This window comes from Acinetobacter terrae (genome assembly GCF_002135195.1).
Lineage (GTDB): Bacteria > Pseudomonadota > Gammaproteobacteria > Pseudomonadales > Moraxellaceae > Acinetobacter > Acinetobacter terrae.
Genome location: NZ_NEGF01000003.1, coordinates 185641 through 202887 on the forward strand (window position 1 = coordinate 185641; position 17247 = coordinate 202887).

The 17247-nt window shown below is 38.4% G+C and carries 13 protein-coding genes; 9 read left to right on the plus strand and 4 right to left on the minus strand.

Going from position 1 to position 17247, the window contains the following annotated elements; translation table 11 throughout:
* Nucleotides 1–30: 30 nt before the first annotated feature.
* The gene (locus tag B9T23_RS05090; RefSeq protein ID WP_086193270.1) at nucleotides 31–966 is read right to left on the minus strand and encodes a LysR substrate-binding domain-containing protein; all 936 of its coding nucleotides are present in this window, start codon (nucleotides 964–966) and stop codon (nucleotides 31–33) included.
* Between the two features lie 296 nt (nucleotides 967–1262).
* On the opposite strand from B9T23_RS05090, the gene B9T23_RS05095 reads away from it, so the two are divergent.
* Both B9T23_RS05095 and B9T23_RS05100 read left to right on the plus strand, forming a co-directional pair.
* Entirely contained in the window at nucleotides 1263–2870 is a 1608-nt protein-coding gene (locus B9T23_RS05095; RefSeq protein WP_086193271.1) for a GMC family oxidoreductase, read from the plus strand.
* Nucleotides 2871–3040: 170 nt separating this feature from the next.
* Nucleotides 3041–4471 carry a coniferyl aldehyde dehydrogenase gene (locus B9T23_RS05100; RefSeq protein WP_228145899.1) on the plus strand — a complete coding sequence of 477 codons (1431 nt, stop codon included), beginning with the start codon at nucleotides 3041–3043 and terminating at the stop codon, nucleotides 4469–4471.
* 116 nt (nucleotides 4472–4587) lie between these two features.
* On the opposite strand, the gene cysK is transcribed toward B9T23_RS05100, so the two are convergent.
* Entirely contained in the window at nucleotides 4588–5586 is a 999-nt protein-coding gene (gene cysK / locus B9T23_RS05105; RefSeq protein ID WP_086193272.1) for a cysteine synthase A, read from the minus strand.
* A gap of 267 nt (nucleotides 5587–5853) precedes the next feature.
* On the opposite strand from cysK, the gene plsB reads away from it, so the two are divergent.
* The 7 genes from plsB (at nucleotide 5854) to B9T23_RS05145 (ending at nucleotide 14961) form a co-directional block, all read left to right on the plus strand.
* Nucleotides 5854–8355: a glycerol-3-phosphate 1-O-acyltransferase PlsB gene (gene plsB, locus B9T23_RS05110; RefSeq protein ID WP_086193273.1), complete on the plus strand. Its 2502-nt coding sequence runs from the start codon at nucleotides 5854–5856 to the stop codon at nucleotides 8353–8355.
* 185 nt (nucleotides 8356–8540) lie between these two features.
* Nucleotides 8541–8858: an ArsR/SmtB family transcription factor gene (locus tag B9T23_RS05115; protein ID WP_086193274.1), complete on the plus strand. Its 318-nt coding sequence runs from the start codon at nucleotides 8541–8543 to the stop codon at nucleotides 8856–8858.
* A gap of 101 nt (nucleotides 8859–8959) precedes the next feature.
* Nucleotides 8960–10693: a SulP family inorganic anion transporter gene (locus B9T23_RS05120; RefSeq protein ID WP_086193275.1), complete on the plus strand. Its 1734-nt coding sequence runs from the start codon at nucleotides 8960–8962 to the stop codon at nucleotides 10691–10693.
* Nucleotides 10694–11005: 312 nt separating this feature from the next.
* Entirely contained in the window at nucleotides 11006–12199 is a 1194-nt protein-coding gene (gene sstT / locus B9T23_RS05130; RefSeq protein ID WP_086193277.1) for a serine/threonine transporter SstT, read from the plus strand.
* Nucleotides 12200–12231: 32 nt separating this feature from the next.
* Nucleotides 12232–12906, plus strand: a complete 675-nt coding sequence (locus tag B9T23_RS05135) for a YoaK family protein (RefSeq protein ID WP_086193278.1) — start codon at nucleotides 12232–12234, stop codon at nucleotides 12904–12906.
* Between the two features lie 14 nt (nucleotides 12907–12920).
* Nucleotides 12921–13457: a DUF2058 domain-containing protein gene (locus tag B9T23_RS05140; RefSeq protein ID WP_067722655.1), complete on the plus strand. Its 537-nt coding sequence runs from the start codon at nucleotides 12921–12923 to the stop codon at nucleotides 13455–13457.
* A gap of 232 nt (nucleotides 13458–13689) precedes the next feature.
* Nucleotides 13690–14961: a mechanosensitive ion channel family protein gene (locus B9T23_RS05145; RefSeq protein WP_086193279.1), complete on the plus strand. Its 1272-nt coding sequence runs from the start codon at nucleotides 13690–13692 to the stop codon at nucleotides 14959–14961.
* A gap of 199 nt (nucleotides 14962–15160) precedes the next feature.
* Here B9T23_RS05145 and B9T23_RS16760 read toward each other — a convergent pair whose 3' ends face one another.
* On the minus strand, nucleotides 15161–15298 hold the full coding sequence (locus B9T23_RS16760; RefSeq protein ID WP_155859772.1) for a hypothetical protein: 138 nt from the start codon (nucleotides 15296–15298) through the stop codon (nucleotides 15161–15163).
* Nucleotides 15299–15813: 515 nt separating this feature from the next.
* Nucleotides 15814–16305 carry a hypothetical protein gene (locus B9T23_RS05150; RefSeq protein WP_086193280.1) on the minus strand — a complete coding sequence of 164 codons (492 nt, stop codon included), beginning with the start codon at nucleotides 16303–16305 and terminating at the stop codon, nucleotides 15814–15816.
* Between the last annotated feature and the right edge of the window lie 942 nt (nucleotides 16306–17247).

The following is a 17247-nucleotide window of genomic DNA, read 5'->3' on the forward strand; positions in this document are numbered from 1 at the left end:
AACAATCCATAATTGAGCTTGTGGTTTTTATTATTGCTGAATGATTCCATAAGCTGAACCATCTAATTCATTCATTTGGCTGAATAATTCATGACACATCTGACGCAGCCATTGATGGCTGGTTTTATGATGACAAGACATATGCCAATATTGTTTAACCGCATACGTCGGAAAAGTAATCGGCGCTTCAAAAATTTGCAAATTCCCACGTGACAATAAGACTTTACTTAAATAATAAGGCACCGTCGCAATTGCATCGGTTTCCTGAACCACCAGTCCCACACCTAAATAGCTCGGTAAACGCATCAAGATATTACGTTTTAATTCTAAATTTAATAGCTCATTTTCAATATGGTAATGCCCCATTCCTGCATCAATATCAATATGCTGCTCACTAATATATTGTTCAGTATTTAAACTGTTTTGACTGAGGCGTGGATGGTTTTTTGAAGCAATCACTACATAATATTGTTCAAATAATTTTTGCTGATAAAAACCATTTTCCAGATTCGGTAAAAAACCAATGGCTAAATCAATTTCACCATTCGCCATTTGATAACTGGTTTCAGAGGTAATTGCACGCACATTCAAGCGAATATGGGAGGCATGTTGTTTTAAATACTGGGAAATTTTAGGCAATAACACCAAATGCGACACATCGGTCATGGCAATGGTAAATTTTTGCTGTGAGGTCGACTGATCAAAATTAATGGTGAAATTATTAATGATCTCAACCTTACTCAGCGCCTCACTCACCAAGGGGAAAAGCTGTTTAGACAGTTCGGTTGGCACCATCTCGTTGCCAATTCTTAAAAAAAGCGGATCGTTATAATGCTGGCGGATTTTATTCAGGATATTACTGACCGTCGGCTGGCTCATCGCCAGATATTCAGCTGCAACTGAAACACTTTTATATTTATAAATATAAAGAAAAACACTGAGTAATTTACAGTCAAGTTCAAACACGAATCAAAATCCCTGATCTTCTATTTTTAAAACTGCTATATCATCTGCTTTTTTCGACCTATTTCCAATGTTCATTTATATCGAATATGGCATGCAATTGTAATTAAATTGATGATTCATTGGATAAGCGTGAATAAGAATTCAATATTTTTTATTTTATGAATCAAGCGCTAAAGTATATATCTTTTCGTCTAAGGCTTCGGTAAGATCAGTTTTAATAGGTGATAAAAACAATAGAAATATCACTTAAAACAAAAAATGACATTCAAGAATAAATAACAGGAACAAAATCCTCTATGGAAAACAAGGCATTTGATTATATTGTCATTGGTGGCGGCAGTGCCGGCTGTGTATTGGCGGGGCGTTTATCCGAAAATCCAGACATCTCAGTGTGTTTATTAGAGGCTGGCAGTCATGGCAATACATGGATAGTGAATACACCTGCCGCGGCCGTGATCAGCATCCCCAGCAAAATCAATAACTGGGCCTTTGAAACCGTGCCGCAAAAAGGTCTGAATGGTCGTAAAGGCTACCAACCACGCGGAAAATGTTTAGGCGGATCATCTGCCATTAATGCCATGATTTATGTGCGTGGCCATCAAAAAGATTATGACCAGTGGGCGGAACTCGGTAATCACGGTTGGAGTTATCAGGAGGTACTGCCCTATTTCATTCGCTCGGAAAACAATCACGATATTGAAAATGAATATCATGGCAATACTGGGCCGTTGTCGGTATCGAATTTACGCACTGATAGTCCATGGCATGAGCGTTATATTACGGCAGCCAAAGAACAAGGTTATAAAATTCTGGATGACTTTAATGGTGCAGAACAAGAAGGTTTAGGCGTTTATCAAGTCACGCATATTAACGGTGAGCGCTGTAGTGTAGCACGTGCCTATTTGTTTCCGCATTTGGAACGTCCTAATCTGACCATTTTTACTCATGCATCCATGCAGCGTATTTTAATTGAAAATCAGGTTGCGGTTGGCGTCGAAGTTAAACATGGTGGTCAAATTAAACAGCTGCGTGCACATAAAGAAGTGCTGCTAAGCGCAGGAGCAATGCATTCGCCGCAAATCTTAATGCTATCCGGCATTGGCGATGAAAAAGAGCTGCTTGAGCATGGGCTTGAGGTGACTCAGCATTTACCGGGTGTGGGTAAAAATTTCCACGATCATCCTGACTTTATTTTTAGTTATACCGTCAGTGATATTGCCGGCACTTTTGGCGTGTCACTGGCCGGTACGATCGACTTGATGAAACAAATCTCGCGCTACCGTAAAGAACGCCGTGGCATGCTCAGCACCAATTTCGCCGAATGTGGCGGTTTTTTAAAAAGTACGCCTGAAAAAGACATTCCAAATTTACAGCTGCATTTTGTTGTGGCCTTGGTCGACAACCATGCACGCACTTTCCATGCCAGTCATGGTATTTCCTGTCATGTTTGCCTGCTCAATCCAAAAAGTCGTGGCAGTATTCAAATCAGTGGTCCAAGCATCGATGATCCTCTACTGATTGACCCAAATTTCTTTGATCATGAAGATGATATTGAAGATATGGTCAATGCCTATAAAATCACACAACAACTGATGCATTCACCGGCATTAAAAATGCTGCATAAAAAAGATCTGTTTTGTGCTTCGGTCAAAACCGATGATGAAATTCGGCACATTTTGCGTGAACGTGCGGATACCGTGTATCACCCTGTCGGCAGCTGTAAAATGGGAGTTGATGAGCTGGCCGTAGTTGATCCGCAGCTTTGCGTCTATGGTATTGAAAATTTACGTGTGGTGGATGCCTCCATCATGCCGAATGTGGTCAATGGTAATACCAATGCGCCGACCATCATGATTGCTGAAAAAGCGGTGGATATGATACGCGCCAAGCAGTTGCATGCTTAACTGCAAAGATAAGAGCATTGTTCTAAGTTCATGCATATTGCTTAATGATAGGCTTGAATTCACAATTTAATATTTCTAAAAAATTCAAAGTTATAAGTAACGTTAGAATAACCAAAGCATAATGAAAAATTCAGGTTATTCTCTCTCACCACAGGCAAAGGATATGTAAGATGTTGAATCACAAAATGGATCAAAATACCGATCAAAGTATCTCGATCGAGTTACAACAATTATTCGAAAAACAACAACAGGCATTTACTGAAAACAGTTACCCGAGTTTAGAGCAGCGTAGACAGCATCTTAAAACCTTGCAGCAATTGATTCTGCAAAATAAGACCGAGATTAACGTGGCGATTAGCCATGATTTTTCTAACCGAAGTCATTCTGAAACTGAAATGTTCGAGGTCATGACCAGTCTGCACGGCATTAAATACGCGTTAAAAAATTTGAAAAAATGGATGCGTCCAAGTAAGCGTCATATTGGTATTCTTTTCCAACCTGCGACAGGTTATGTCTTGTATCAACCGGTCGGTGTGGTGGGTATCGTTGTGCCATGGAATTATCCACTATTTTTAGCCATTGGCCCCCTCTGTCAGGCTCTTGCTGCAGGCAATCGGGTAATCTTAAAAATGAGCGAATATACGCCTGAATTTTCTGCACTATTCAAGCAACTGATTGCTCAAGCATTTCCTGAAGATTTGGTGTGTGTCGTCAATGGTGATTCAGAAGTTGCACAGAAATTTACCCAATTACCTTTTAATCACCTCTTATTTACCGGTGCCAGTGAAGTTGGTAAACATGTGATGCGTGCAGCAGCCAACAACCTCACGCCAGTGACGTTGGAACTCGGAGGAAAATCTCCAGCACTTGTTTTAGCCGATGCCAATATTCGCGAGAGTGCGCGACGAATTGCCTTTGGTAAAGCCATGAATGCCGGACAGACTTGTGTAGCGCCCGACTATGTGCTGATTCCTGCGCAATTGCAGGCCCAATTTATTGAAGAATATTCAGCCGCCATTCAGGAATTTTTTCCAAAATTAGCCGATAACCCTGATTACACCGCAATTATTAACGAGCGACAGCTCAATCGCTTGAATCACTATATTGAAGATGCAACTGCAAAAAATGCGACTGTTAATGTCATTACCGAGCCTTCTTCAGGACAACGTTTAGCGCATTATGTTTTAAGCAATGTCACCGATGATATGCAGGTGATGCAAAATGAAATTTTTGGTCCTTTATTGCCGATTGTGACTTACCAGCAGCTCGACGAAGCGATTGATTATATTAATCAAAGACCGCGTCCTTTAGCCTTATATTATTTTGGTTATAACAAGCAAGATCAGCAAAAAGTACTCATGCAAACCCATAGTGGCGGTGTTTGCCTCAATGAAACCTTGGTCCATGTCGGACAGGAAGATCTGCCTTTTGGCGGTGTAGGTACATCGGGAATGGGCAATTATCATGGCTATGAAGGATTTGTCACCTTTAGTCATGCAAAAGCTGTGTTTGACCGACCGAAATTTAGTTTGATGCGTTTGTTCTATCCGCCTTATGGCACATTTATCCAAAAACTGATTTTAAAAATGTTCATCCGTTAAGATTTTGTGATTCATACAGACTGAATAAAAAAAGGCTGAAGATCAACTTCAGCCTTTTTACTCTTTTTTTATCGCTTAAATTTTATCGCTTAAAATAATTTCAATTTTGACAAAAATTATTCTGCAGAAATATCTTCAAACAAAACCGAAGATAAATAACGCTCACCCGCATCCGGTAAAATTACCACAATGGTTTTGCCAGCATTTTCAGGACGTGCTGCCAGTTGAGCTGCTGCTGCCATCGCCGCGCCACTTGAAATACCCACCAGAATACCTTCATGAGTCGCGGTTTTACGCGCCCATTCAATCGCTGCTGAACTTTCAATCGCAATGACTTCATCAACCAAATCTAAATCCAGATTTTTTGGAATAAAGTTTGCGCCGATCCCCTGGATTTTATGTGGCCCCGGAGTTAGTGACTCACCACGTTTAGTTTGTCCAATAATTGGCGATTCCGCAGGTTCAACAGCAACTGAATAAAGCGCCTGATTTTTTACCTGCTCAAAATAACGTGAAATACCTGAAATGGTACCACCCGTTCCCACACCAGCTACCAGGATATCGACCTTACCACCGGTTGCTTCCCAAATTTCAGGACCCGTCGTTTGCTCATGAATTTTAGGGTTGGCGGGGTTTTCAAATTGTTGCGGCAAATAATACAGCTCCGGTTGCTCTGTCGCTAAACGAACCGCTTCATCCACTGCGCCTTTCATGCCTTTCGCTGGTTCAGTCAATACCAGATTTGCACCAAATGCCTTTAACACTTTACGACGTTCAACACTCATGCTTGCAGGCATGGTTAAAGTGATGTCATACCCTTTTGCAGCCGCTACGAATGCAAGTGCAATCCCGGTATTACCACTCGTCGGCTCTACAATATGCATACCCGGTTTAAGCAAACCTTTTTCTTCAGCATCTGCAATTAAAGCGGCACCAATACGGCATTTCACAGAAAATGCAGGATTACGGCTTTCAATTTTAGCCAGTACCGTTGCAGGTGAAGAAATTAAGCGATTGATACGAATTAATGGAGTGTTGCCAATAGATTCAGCATTATTACTATAAACCGCAATGCCTAAATTATTTGGTGTTGGAAATGCAGAATCTGTACTCATTTTAACTCCTTGAGCGATCTTTTGATTTTAAAGTCATGCCTTTCATCATAAGCCATTTGGACTGTGAAGATAAGTTTTTCTATTCCAGTTTTTTTTGCCTTAAGCGTATATTTAAACCTAAAAAACAAAGATTTTTTCACCTTCTCACAGCTGGGTTTTTCTTAAATAGTTACAACTTAAATGACTTATTTATCATCAATAAGATTTGTATTTATCCTTGTTATTGCACACAATATCAAGCAAATGAAAACTGATTTAGGGAATACAATGTCTAATAAGGGTTATAGCCGATTCTATCGACAATTTACGCAAAAGATTCTAGATAAAATCGTGACACCTCAAGTCTTAGGCAATACTGAAGAATTAGAAAAAACCATAGAAGATCAACTCGATAAAAAAATAATTTGTTATGTTTTACAAGATGCATCCATCAGCAACACGGTCATCATTGATACTGAAGCTCAAGCACGAAAACTGCCTTCGGTTTTTACACCTTTAAGCATTCAGGAGTTTAAAGAAGATGACTCCATTCTGGCTTTAAATGTACCGAGTTCCAAAAATGAGGCCTACCATTATTCGGCCAAACTCATTCGACTGATTGAAGTTTTGGAAAAATACCCTGAATACGATATTGAACTGGTACCGGTAACCGTTTTATGGGGACGTTCACCTGAATATGAAAATTCCTGGTTTAAAGCTTTATTTGCAGATGCCTGGGCGACCCCATCCAAATTAAAACAAGCCTTGAATATTTCATTATATAGCCGTGAAAACTACATTGAATTTCATAAGCCGATTTCACTTAAATCAGCAATTGAAAAAGCCAAAATTGAATATCCAAACTTTTCTCCGGCACATTCGATTGTCAAAGAACTCAATACAAATTTTAATAAACACAAAGAAGCGATTTTAGGACCCGATTTATCAGACCGTCGCAATCTCATTAATAAGTTAATGAAAACCGAAACGGTTCAAGATGCCATTCGCAAAGAAAGTATTGATCATAAAATCAGTATGTTTGAAGCGGAAAATCGCGCCAAAGGTTATTTAACCGAAGTGGTTTCGGATTTTTCCTATTCAACTTTACGTTTTGCAGAACTTGCACTGACCAAGTTATGGACGCAACTTTATGATGGTATTGAAGTGCATAATTTCGATACGGTGCGTGAATTAGCCAAGGATTATGAAATTGTCTATACGCCATGCCATCGCAGTCATATCGATTATTTACTACTCTCTTATGTGATTTTTAACCGTGGACTCATGGTTCCGCATATTGCCGCCGGGATTAATTTAAACCTGCCGATTGTCGGTCAAATCATGCGTGGCGGTGGTGCCTATTTTATTCGCCGTACTTTTAGTGGCAATGAACTTTATACTTCGGTTTTTAAAGAATATTTACACAGTCTTTTATCGCGTAACACGCCTTTGGAATATTTTATTGAAGGTGGACGTTCACGTACCGGATTATTATTGCCGCCTAAAAAAGGTATGCTTTCGATGACAGTACAAAGTCATTTACGCGGTGCGACCAAACCGATTGCTTTTATTCCGACCTATTTTGGTTATGAAAAGCTGATGGAAGGTACCTCGTACTTAAATGAACTGAATGGCAAACCCAAGGAAGCCGAATCAATCTGGGGCATTTTAAGTTCAGCGCGTAAAATTGAAAAAGTTTTTGGACAGGTTCATGTTAATTTTGGCGAACCTATTTTTCTGGATAAAATTTTAACGGCGAATCAAGCAGATCAAATTAAACTCAATATTGATGATGAATTACCTCAACCTGTGGTTCAAACAGTGAATCAGGTTGCGAGTTCAATTTTAGAAAATATTAATAAAGCGGTTGTGGTTAATCCTATTTCATTAATTTCACTGATTTTACTCAATGTTGAAAATCATGCTCTAAGTGAAAATGATTTAATCTCGCAGATTGATCAATATCGTCAGTTATTAAATGACACAAAATACGATCCAAGAATGATGATGACGGAATTATCCAGCGCTGAAATTATTCAATATGCTAAAAAATTAAAACAGGTTGAAACTTTTAGTCAAAATAATGAAAACTGGATTCGTGTAGCTGAAAGTCAAAAAATTCTGTTAAGTTATTTTAGTAATAATATTCTGCATTGTTTTATTGTTCCTGCATTAATTGCCATGCTGATTCAATCTTATAAAAAGATTTCATGTCATTATTTAATTGATACCGTTAAAAATATGTATCCCTATTTTAAAGAAGAGTTTTTCTTAAAATGGAATCTTGACGAATTAGAAAATGAAATTGGATTAATTTTAAATAGTTTAGAACAGTTAGGCTGGATTGTTCAGCAAGACAACACGGTATCCATTGCATCAGATCAACAGATGCAAAATAAGCTGTTATCACTTGCTCATCTATCTAGCTCTAGCCTGAATAACATGATCATGATTTCAGAATTACTCAAGCAGTACGCTCCGACTCAAGCGCTGACCATGAAAGAGTTAGAGAAAATGGGCAAAGCGGTATTGCAAAAACTTTTCCAGACTCAAAAAATTCAATCTGGCTATTATTTTGACAGTGCGACCTTAAAAAGCTTTATTTCAATACTGAAACAAAACAGCTTATTAAATATTCAGGATGATCATTTTGTGATGAGTGATGATTTTGAAGATAAAATTTCGGCTATTTTCAATTGGTATGACCTTGATACTCGTCAGGCCATAATTGAAGCGCTTCATTTTAATGAAAAAGAATTAAAACAATTTAAGCAACCGGTTAAAAAATAACTTCAGCATTTTTAGCACTGAAATAAGGCATTGAGTTTAAACTCAATGCCTTACTTTTATTTATATAAGAATATTTGATATTTAGCTTCATTAAAAACCATTGAAAATATTACTTTTTCATCATGTATTCAATTATGCAGGCTTTATACTGCGTATATTACTGATGAGTAGTATGGAAATGCTCTATGAACACCGATCTTGAAATTGCCGCTATGCATGATTCTGTCGATATCGTTGTCACGATATTAAAATCACTCGCCAATACAGATCGCCTACTTATTTTATGTCATCTGGCTAAACAAGAACTTAATGTTTCGCAAATTGAAGAAATGACCCAAATTAATCAACCCACCTTATCTCAACAGCTGATGATGTTACGCAAAAGTGATGTGGTTTCGACCCGTCGTGACGGCAAACAGATTTTTTATTCGATTAAGGATGAAAAAATGGTGCAGCTGTTAAATACTTTATATGATTTGTATTGTCCTAAAAACCTAATTTAATCATATAAATATCAGTAGATTAAATAAACAACCTACTCAGATTAAGACTTCTTAGCATTTTTTATGCATAATATATCTAAAATAGTGATTTAGTTTTAGATATGTCAGATTTAAATACTCGCTTAACGACGTTGTTGCCCGCTTGGCAATGGCTGCAAAAATACAATCAAGCCAAATTTAAATCTGACCTGCTTTCTGCACTGATTGTCATTGCAATGCTGGTTCCGCAAGGTATGGCCTATGCCATGCTTGCAGGCTTACCGCCTATTATGGGCTTGTATGCCAGCATTCTGCCGATGATTATTTACGCCATGGTCGGTGGTAGCCCTACGCTATCGATCGGTCCGGTCGCGATTATTTCCATGATGACCTTTGCCACTTTAAATCCACTATTTGAAGTTGGTTCTCCGGTTTATATACAAGCCGCCTGTTTGCTTGCAGTGATGGTCGGGGTCATTTCATTATTGCTCGGGATTTTTAGATTTGGCTTTCTGATTCAACTGATTAGCCATCCCGTGATTAAAAGTTTTATTATTGCTTCCGCTTTGCTGATTGCTTTAGGCCAATTCAAATTTCTTGTGGATGTACCTTTAGAAGCCAATAATATTCCTCAATTTTTGCTCAGTTTTTGGCAATATATTCGTTATAGCAATATTGAAACATTCATTTTTGGCATTCTTGCATTGCTGTTTCTTATCTACCTGCCTAAAGTTTTAGGTTCCAATGCGGTTAAAAGCCGCATCGGTTCTACAGCTTTTATCTCTAAAGCATTGCCTTTGGTACTCGTGGTGGCTTCAATTGCTGCGGTTTATTTTCTAAATTTGCAAGAAATCGGCATTAAAACTGTGGGAGAAATTCCTTCAGGTTTTCCGCCTATCACTATGCCGTTTTGGAATATGGACTTGGTCATCACTTTATTACCCGGTGCTGCGATGATCGCCATGATTAGCTTTGTCGAGTCTTTATCCATCGCACAAGCCACTGCATTACAACAGCGCAGTCATTTAAACAGCAACCAGGAACTGGTGGCTTTAGGTTTAGCCAATTTAAGTGCCGGTCTGAGTTCTGCCTTTCCTGTCACAGGTAGTTTATCTCGAACCGTGGTAAATGCGGACTCTGGTGCTAAAACACCACTGGCAGGTGTGTTTTCATCTCTGCTGATTATTTTAGTCAGCCTTTATTTCACCAGTTTTTTTCGTGATTTGCCTTTGGCTATTTTGGCAGCGACCATTATTGTTTCTATCTGGAAGCTGGTCGATTTCAAACCTTTTATTGAAACCTGGCGTTATTCAAAAGCAGATGGTATTGCCATGTGGATTACCTTTTTTGGCGTAATCTGCATTGATATTACGACCGGTTTAATTATCGGCATTGTCTCTACCTTTATCCTTTTATTGTGGCGAATTAGCCGTCCACATATTGCAGTGATTGGTTTGGTTGAAGGCACGCAGCATTTTAGAAATGTACAACGTCATCATGTACTCACATCTTCCAAAGTGATTTCCCTGCGTATTGATGAAAATCTTACCTTCTTAAATACCAATACCTTTAAAGGTTTTTTAATTAATGCGATCAGTCCCTATGCTGATTTGGAACATGTGGTTATTAACTGTTCCAGTATCAGTGCAATTGATTTCAGTGCTTTAGAAATGCTGGAAGATATCAATGCTGAATTTAGAAAACTTAATATCAAATTGCACTTTTCAGAAATCAAGGGTCCAGTGATGGATAAATTACAGCATTCGAAACTGTTAAAACATTTAAGTGGTCAGATTTATCTGTCGCATTTTCAAGCCATGCAAGAGCTTTCACCTGACGTTTTTTTAAATGAATGAGATAAATCACAACTCTAAATTTCTCAAGCCTATTCACAACCATGGACGGGATTAAATCTAGTCCATGGTTGTGAATAAATGAATAATTTCTAGAAAAAATTCCGACACAATAATGATGCTTTGAAGCATTTTCAGGATAACAATATTTGAATTTTTGAGTTGAAAAATATTTAAAAATAAAAATATCAACTTTAAAAATAAGTAGTTAGTTTTTATATAAAAATTAATTTTTAGCAGTAACTCTTTTAGGTATAAAATGGCGAACATATTTGTGAATTTTTTTAGTCCTCGTATTTGTAACAAGGCACCCTTATGTTCTCTGCTTTAATGCGTTTGAGTTTAGTCTCCCGAATTATTATCGCCATTATTTTAGGTATTGGTGTTGCTGTTTTGTTCCCTAATGTGGCTCCCTATTTAAGCCTGTTGGGTGACTTGTTTATTAAAGCTCTTAAATCTGTTGCACCTATATTGGTTTTTGTGTTGGTTTTATCGTCTATTGCTAATTTTAAAGTCGGACATGGCGCTAAAATCAAACCGATTATGGTGATGTATGGTGTTGGGATGTTCTTGGCTGCATTAAGTGCAGTGATTGCCAGTATCATTTTCCCAAGTACCTTGTTTCTGGATATCCCTGCAAACGCAGACTTGCAACCGCCAGGTAGCCTGATTGAAATTTTAAAGAATCTTCTTTTAAGTTTTGTGGCGAACCCTGTTGTTGCGATTAGTGAAGCGAACTTTATTGGTATTTTGGCTTGGGCTGTTGCTTTGGGTGCTGCATTCCGTCATGCCAATGACACCACAAAAGTGCTGCTCACCGACGCTGCAAATGCCGTAAACACAGTGATTCGTCTGGTGATTAATTTTGCCCCTGTCGGTATTTTTGGTCTGGTGGCTGTCACCGTTGCAGAAGCCGGATTAAGTACCTTTGAAAGCTATGCACAATTATTGGCTGTGTTGATTGGCACCATGTTCTTTGTGGCTTTGGTGGTTAATCCAATCATGGTGGCATTTGTTACCCGCGCCAACCCATATCCACTAGTATTTAAATGTCTACGTGAAAGTGGGATTACCGCCTTCTTCACCCGTAGTTCGGCTGCAAATATTCCAGTGAACCTGGATTTAGCCAAACGTTTAGGTGTGAGCGAATCTACTGCCAGTGTTGCTATTCCACTCGGTGCTGCCATTAATATGGCGGGTGCTTCAGTGACCATTACCGTCCTCACCTTAGCTACTGTAAATACTTTGGGTATTTCGGTTGATTTCACCACCATGCTGGTTTTATCGGTACTTGCGACCATTTCAGCATGTGGCGCGTCTGGTGTTGCCGGTGGTTCTTTACTGCTTATTCCAGTGGCTTGTGGCTTGTTTGGCATTAGTTCGGATATCGCCATGCAAGTGGTTGCCATTGGTATGGTCATCAGTGTATTGCAAGATTCGACTGAAACGGCATTAAATTCTTCTACAGATGTGCTATTTACTGCTGCTGTAGACCGCGGTTTAGATTAAGATAGTCATTATTAAGATTTTTTTATGACGTTATGCCTCTTCAAACTTTACCGCTTTGGGTTCAATTAGGTGCTTTTTTTCTTGCAATGAATGCAGGAATGATTAACGTCCTCGGACTGGTGACCGTGTTGCATCAGTCCGTTTCACATATGACCGGTAATGTCAGCATGTTGGCCATGGCTTTGTTGCATTGGCAACCTGAACAGATCCTCTACTTGGGCCTGGTTGTCCTATGTTATGTGATTGGTTCATGTTATAGCGGATTGATACTGGGAAATAGTCACTTTAGCTTAGGACGCCGTTATGGTTTCCCTTTAAGCCTGGTGGCTTTTTTTATTGGTCTGTGCTGGTTCCTATTGCCGTATTTCCCTCGTTACGCCCTGCTTTGGGCATGTGTGGCGATGGGAGTACAGAATGCCATGATCAGCCATTACAAAGGTGCAATTATCCGAACCACTCATTTGTCTGGTGTTTTGACCGATTTGGGTTTAGCGTTAGGTTATCGCTTACGTGGCCTAGATGTAGACCGCAGACGGATTATTTTACATTTAGCCATTTTATGTGGATTTTTCGTGGGTGGCTTGGTTGCCAGCATCATTTATCCTTATTTAAAATTAGATTCATTCCTTGTCCCTGCGCTGTTAAGTTGGACACTTAGCGCCGTATATTGGGTTATTTATTTTCGTTATCGACGTAGTCAAGAGTAGTTTCGGAATTTATTATGGTCAAAAATGCATTACAGGCTCAATTGCTAAAAGCCGGTTTAGTCGATAATAAAAAGGCTAAAAAGCTGTCTAAACAGGCTGTACATGAGCAACGTACTGGACAAAGCAACGAAGCTGAATTGAAAGCTAAAATTGCGCAAGATAAGCAAGAAAAACTCGCGAAAGACCAAGCCTTGGATTTAGAGAAAAAACGTTTGTTGCAAGGTAAAGAATTAAAAGCTGCGATTATTCAAATGATCAATCAGCACAAAATTCGCGACATCGATGGCGAAGTGTCTTATCAATTTATTGATGACAGCAAAATCAAAAAGATTTATCTGAATCAGCAAATTTATAATGCACTGGTTTCAGGCTCCTTGGTGATTGCCAAAGAAAGCGAGGGTTATGCCGTTTTGCCTAAGGCATTGGCAGATCGTATTAATGACAAAATGGAAGGCTTTATTATTGTCAATAATTCTGAAAAAAATGAGCAAATCACTGATGAAGAAGATCCATATGCAGCTTATGTGATCCCTGATGATTTGATGTGGTAAGTTCAGTTAATCTGGAATTAAAAATAGCGATGCCAATATCCGTATTGGCATTGCTCTCAAAATAAAAAAATCAATAAAATTCCAAAAATACTCGCAGCCTGATCTCAAGTCTTTCACAAGGTCGTAAATTCAGTTTGGGTTCATGTAGCTAAAACGTTATCATTAGCGATGATTAAAATATAACTATATAAACTATAAAGAATTTTTATATTTCCATATTGAGGGTGTACTTTTGCAGCATTTTGCTTTTATCCAGAATATTCAAGATTGGTCAGATCAATATCCATGGTTAGAGATGCTGACCTCTTTAAGTATCTTGATTTTACTGGCTGTCCTCGCAAATTTTATTGCCAAGCAGGTGGTAGTTCAAGGTATTCGCAAGCTTGTCTCCAAGATGAAGTCGGCGAATTCGAGCATTTTTGCTGAACATAATGTTATCCGCCGTATTTCCAACATCGTGCCTGCAATTGTCATTATGAACGGCATCGTGACTGTTCCGCACCTTTCAGAAAAAATCGTCACCTTTGTTCAAATGGGCGCACAAGCCTTTATTTTCCTGACTTTGGCTTTGGCCATCAGTGAGTTTTTAAGCATTTTCAATCTGATTTATCAACGTAATCCAAAATCAAGAAACAAGCCGATTAAAGGCTATTTACAACTGGTTAAGCTGATTATCTTTATTGTTTGTGGCTTGATGATTTTAGGCACGTTCCTGAAAAAAGATGTCTTTACCTTGCTGGCAGGCTTTGGTGCCATGGCTGCGGTGCTGATGTTGGTGTTCCAAAATACCATTCTGTCTTTGGTCGCTTCGGTACAGATTTCTTCCTATGACATGGTACGTATTGGTGACTGGATTGAAATGCCGTCTTTAAATGCCGACGGTGATGTCATTGATATGTCATTACATACCATTACGGTACAGAACTTTGATAAAACGGTGACCACGATTCCGACCAATAAACTGGTGACGGACACTTTTAAAAACTGGCGCGGGATGCAGGAAGCCGGTGCGCGCCGGATTAAACGTTCGATTCAGATTGATCAAAGCAGTGTGCATTTCATGTCGGCTGAAGAACAGGACAAGCTGAAAGATTTTATTCTGCTAGATCAATATCTGAATACCAAGGCAGAAGAACTGGAGCAATTTAACCTGCAACTCAGCCATCATTCGCAGTATAACCAGCGCCGTTTAACCAATTTAGGAACATTTCGTGCCTATATCGAGTTTTATCTGCAACAGCATCCGGGAATTAGCAAGAATCACTCGCTAATGGTACGTCAGTTACAACCGACCAGTGAAGGTTTGCCACTGGAGATTTATGCTTTTACCAATACCACGGTATGGAAGGATTATGAGGCGATACAATCGGATATCTTTGATCATCTGATTGCGATTATTCCAGAATTTGGTTTGAAAGTTTATCAAGCCCCTTCTGGCGCCGATTTTAAGCAGTTCTCGGCTGTTTCAGCAACGCTAGCAAAATCAAATCATCCATCGATTTAAGGTACTTATTTTAAATGACGAACTGATGGTGACCTTAAAAAACCCTCAATCGAGGGTTTTTTTATTTAATATTAATTTTTTTAATTTATTGTTTTTGAATTAATAAGTTCTAAATACCTGATTCACGATTCTAGGCAAAGTTTTACATCTATTGCCTGAATAAACTTTCATCATCTTAATTGGGGTACTTCTGGGAATTTTACTGTTGAAGATGTTGATTCGGTTGATCAGGCTGTGGATTAGGCGGATTAGGTACTTTTATTTCATCAGGCTGTTGAGTGTGTTCAATATGTAGGGTGGGTTGGTCAGGTTGTGGATTTTGTGATTGATTGGTCATGTTTAACTCCCTCCTTTAGATTTTGAATCTCTATCGCCTTCATCACGACACTCTCAATTTACTCTTTCTTTTGCTTTATCTCACTCTAAGTCTGTGTCAATTTCTTTCATTGTAAATACGGTAACTGCATACTATTGATTCATAGTGGCTCCATCCCCTCTACATTCATAATCATTACTTGAACTCACTTAGCTTTAACATTGTGCCCCCCATTTATAATCAAAAAACCTTTACTTATTTTTAGTTCATTGCTTAATGAAGGATGCAAATTTGATATTTGTTTACGGTGAGAGCGAGTGAATAAATGTTGTATAAATTACAGAGACGGCTATTAACGTGTGTATCTTAATGTACCTACATGAACTTGCAAAAATTAGCCATCACTTGAGGGCTATTAAAAAAACATTCGGATCAAAATATGATTTAACTTCTACATAGAAGCCGCAATCAAAAAAACCAATCATTTTAAAATTTAAAAGATTGGTTTTAAGGTGATTGAGGTTATTCAGTAGCAGCTAGGGACGTAAACGATTCCATGCATCACGGGAAGCATGTTTAGCCTCTTCCCAGGATAGGCGGGATTCCGCTTTTGCTCTTTCCCATTTAGTACGAAGATCTGGCTCTACATCTTCAAACCTTTTGGTTGAATCATATGCGGATAAATCCTCATAACCTACACGATAGGCATGCCGATAATCTCTATCATAGTCCAAATCAGGATAAGTATTTTGTGTGGACTGATAATAAGGTTGATGAATACTGTTTTCACGCCAATAAGTATCTTCTACAGTGGGGTCCATCGCTTCACCTGCTGCATGGCCGGCTACACCACCGACTATTGCACCCACTGTCCCACCGACTATAGCGCCTACTGGACCGCCCACACTACCAATCGCAGCACCTGCAGCGGCAGCACTTGCTGCACCTATACCTGTTCCCACTGGGTGTGAATCATCCTCATCAGTATTTGGATTATTTTTGATACGATCTTCATCAGAATTCGCCATCTTTTTTTCTCCTTATAACAATATTGTGTTTAGGGACATTGGCTGGTTCTAGCCAGTTTCACTTATGGAGTTTCTATATTCAAAAAAGCATCTAATTTAAATTCATTACTGTGATCATCTTTCGCATTATCGTATTGGTCTACGCGCTTGAACTTATCTTGTGCATAGGGTTAAGCAGTGTATTACCTTGCTCATTCTTCAAATTTCCCATGTTTTCATCTTTATTTCTGTCATATAGGGAATAAAGAATGACTACAATTATTACAGCGACGATGACACCGATTATGATTTTTACATCTTTTGAGTTCATATTATTCTTCCCTTTTTGATAAATAAGGATAAATAGAAATAATGAAACTATAAATCTGGAAAAACTTTGAACACAGAAAAAATCATGAATAACAATTAATATTCAGGATAGTAGATCAAAGTTTTATTTCTGTTGTTTATGCGGATTTTGTTGTTGCTGTTGTTGGTTTGGTTGTTTTTGCGGATTTTGTTGAGCTGGTTCTCGAGTAGTCATTTATATTTACCTCCTATAGTTTAGGATATACCGCACTAATCATGACTTTATTAACTCTACTCCTTATATTTTATTCACCAAGCCTACATCTGTTTCAATTTCCTTCAATGTAAGCCTGATAAATATATCTGATTGATCTACAAAAAATATATTGCGACTTTATTAACATTGATTACTAAAAGTACGATAATAATCAAGAAATGTTCCACACAATAAAGCAATGTTACACAATGTTCTGATGCACTTTCTGTGCATGCGTATTTTATTTTAAGTTATTGTTTTTTAATTTATTAATGTTTTTTTATTTTAATAAATATACCGTAAAAATAATAAAGTCCTCTTGTTTTCTTATGAGAGACTAGAATTCTTATACAGCTTTATTTAAGTCGCTAAGTATTCCTACATACCGGATGCTTGTA

What these genes read in the sequence shown, in the direction of transcription:
- plsB (WP_086193273.1), top strand. Translation starts at nt 5,854, where the DNA reads ATGTCTAATAAGGGTTATAGCCGATTCTATCGACAATTTACGCAAAAG.
- B9T23_RS05115 (WP_086193274.1), top strand. Translation starts at nt 8,541, where the DNA reads ATGAACACCGATCTTGAAATTGCCGCTATGCATGATTCTGTCGATATC.
- sstT (WP_086193277.1), top strand. Translation starts at nt 11,006, where the DNA reads ATGTTCTCTGCTTTAATGCGTTTGAGTTTAGTCTCCCGAATTATTATC.
- B9T23_RS05095 (WP_086193271.1), top strand. Translation starts at nt 1,263, where the DNA reads ATGGAAAACAAGGCATTTGATTATATTGTCATTGGTGGCGGCAGTGCC.
- cysK (WP_086193272.1), bottom strand. Translation starts at nt 5,586, where the DNA reads ATGAGTACAGATTCTGCATTTCCAACACCAAATAATTTAGGCATTGCG.
- B9T23_RS05140 (WP_067722655.1), top strand. Translation starts at nt 12,921, where the DNA reads ATGGTCAAAAATGCATTACAGGCTCAATTGCTAAAAGCCGGTTTAGTC.
- B9T23_RS16760 (WP_155859772.1), bottom strand. Translation starts at nt 15,298, where the DNA reads ATGACCAATCAATCACAAAATCCACAACCTGACCAACCCACCCTACAT.
- B9T23_RS05100 (WP_228145899.1), top strand. Translation starts at nt 3,041, where the DNA reads ATGTTGAATCACAAAATGGATCAAAATACCGATCAAAGTATCTCGATC.
- B9T23_RS05150 (WP_086193280.1), bottom strand. Translation starts at nt 16,305, where the DNA reads ATGGCGAATTCTGATGAAGATCGTATCAAAAATAATCCAAATACTGAT.
- B9T23_RS05135 (WP_086193278.1), top strand. Translation starts at nt 12,232, where the DNA reads ATGCCTCTTCAAACTTTACCGCTTTGGGTTCAATTAGGTGCTTTTTTT.
- B9T23_RS05120 (WP_086193275.1), top strand. Translation starts at nt 8,960, where the DNA reads ATGTCAGATTTAAATACTCGCTTAACGACGTTGTTGCCCGCTTGGCAA.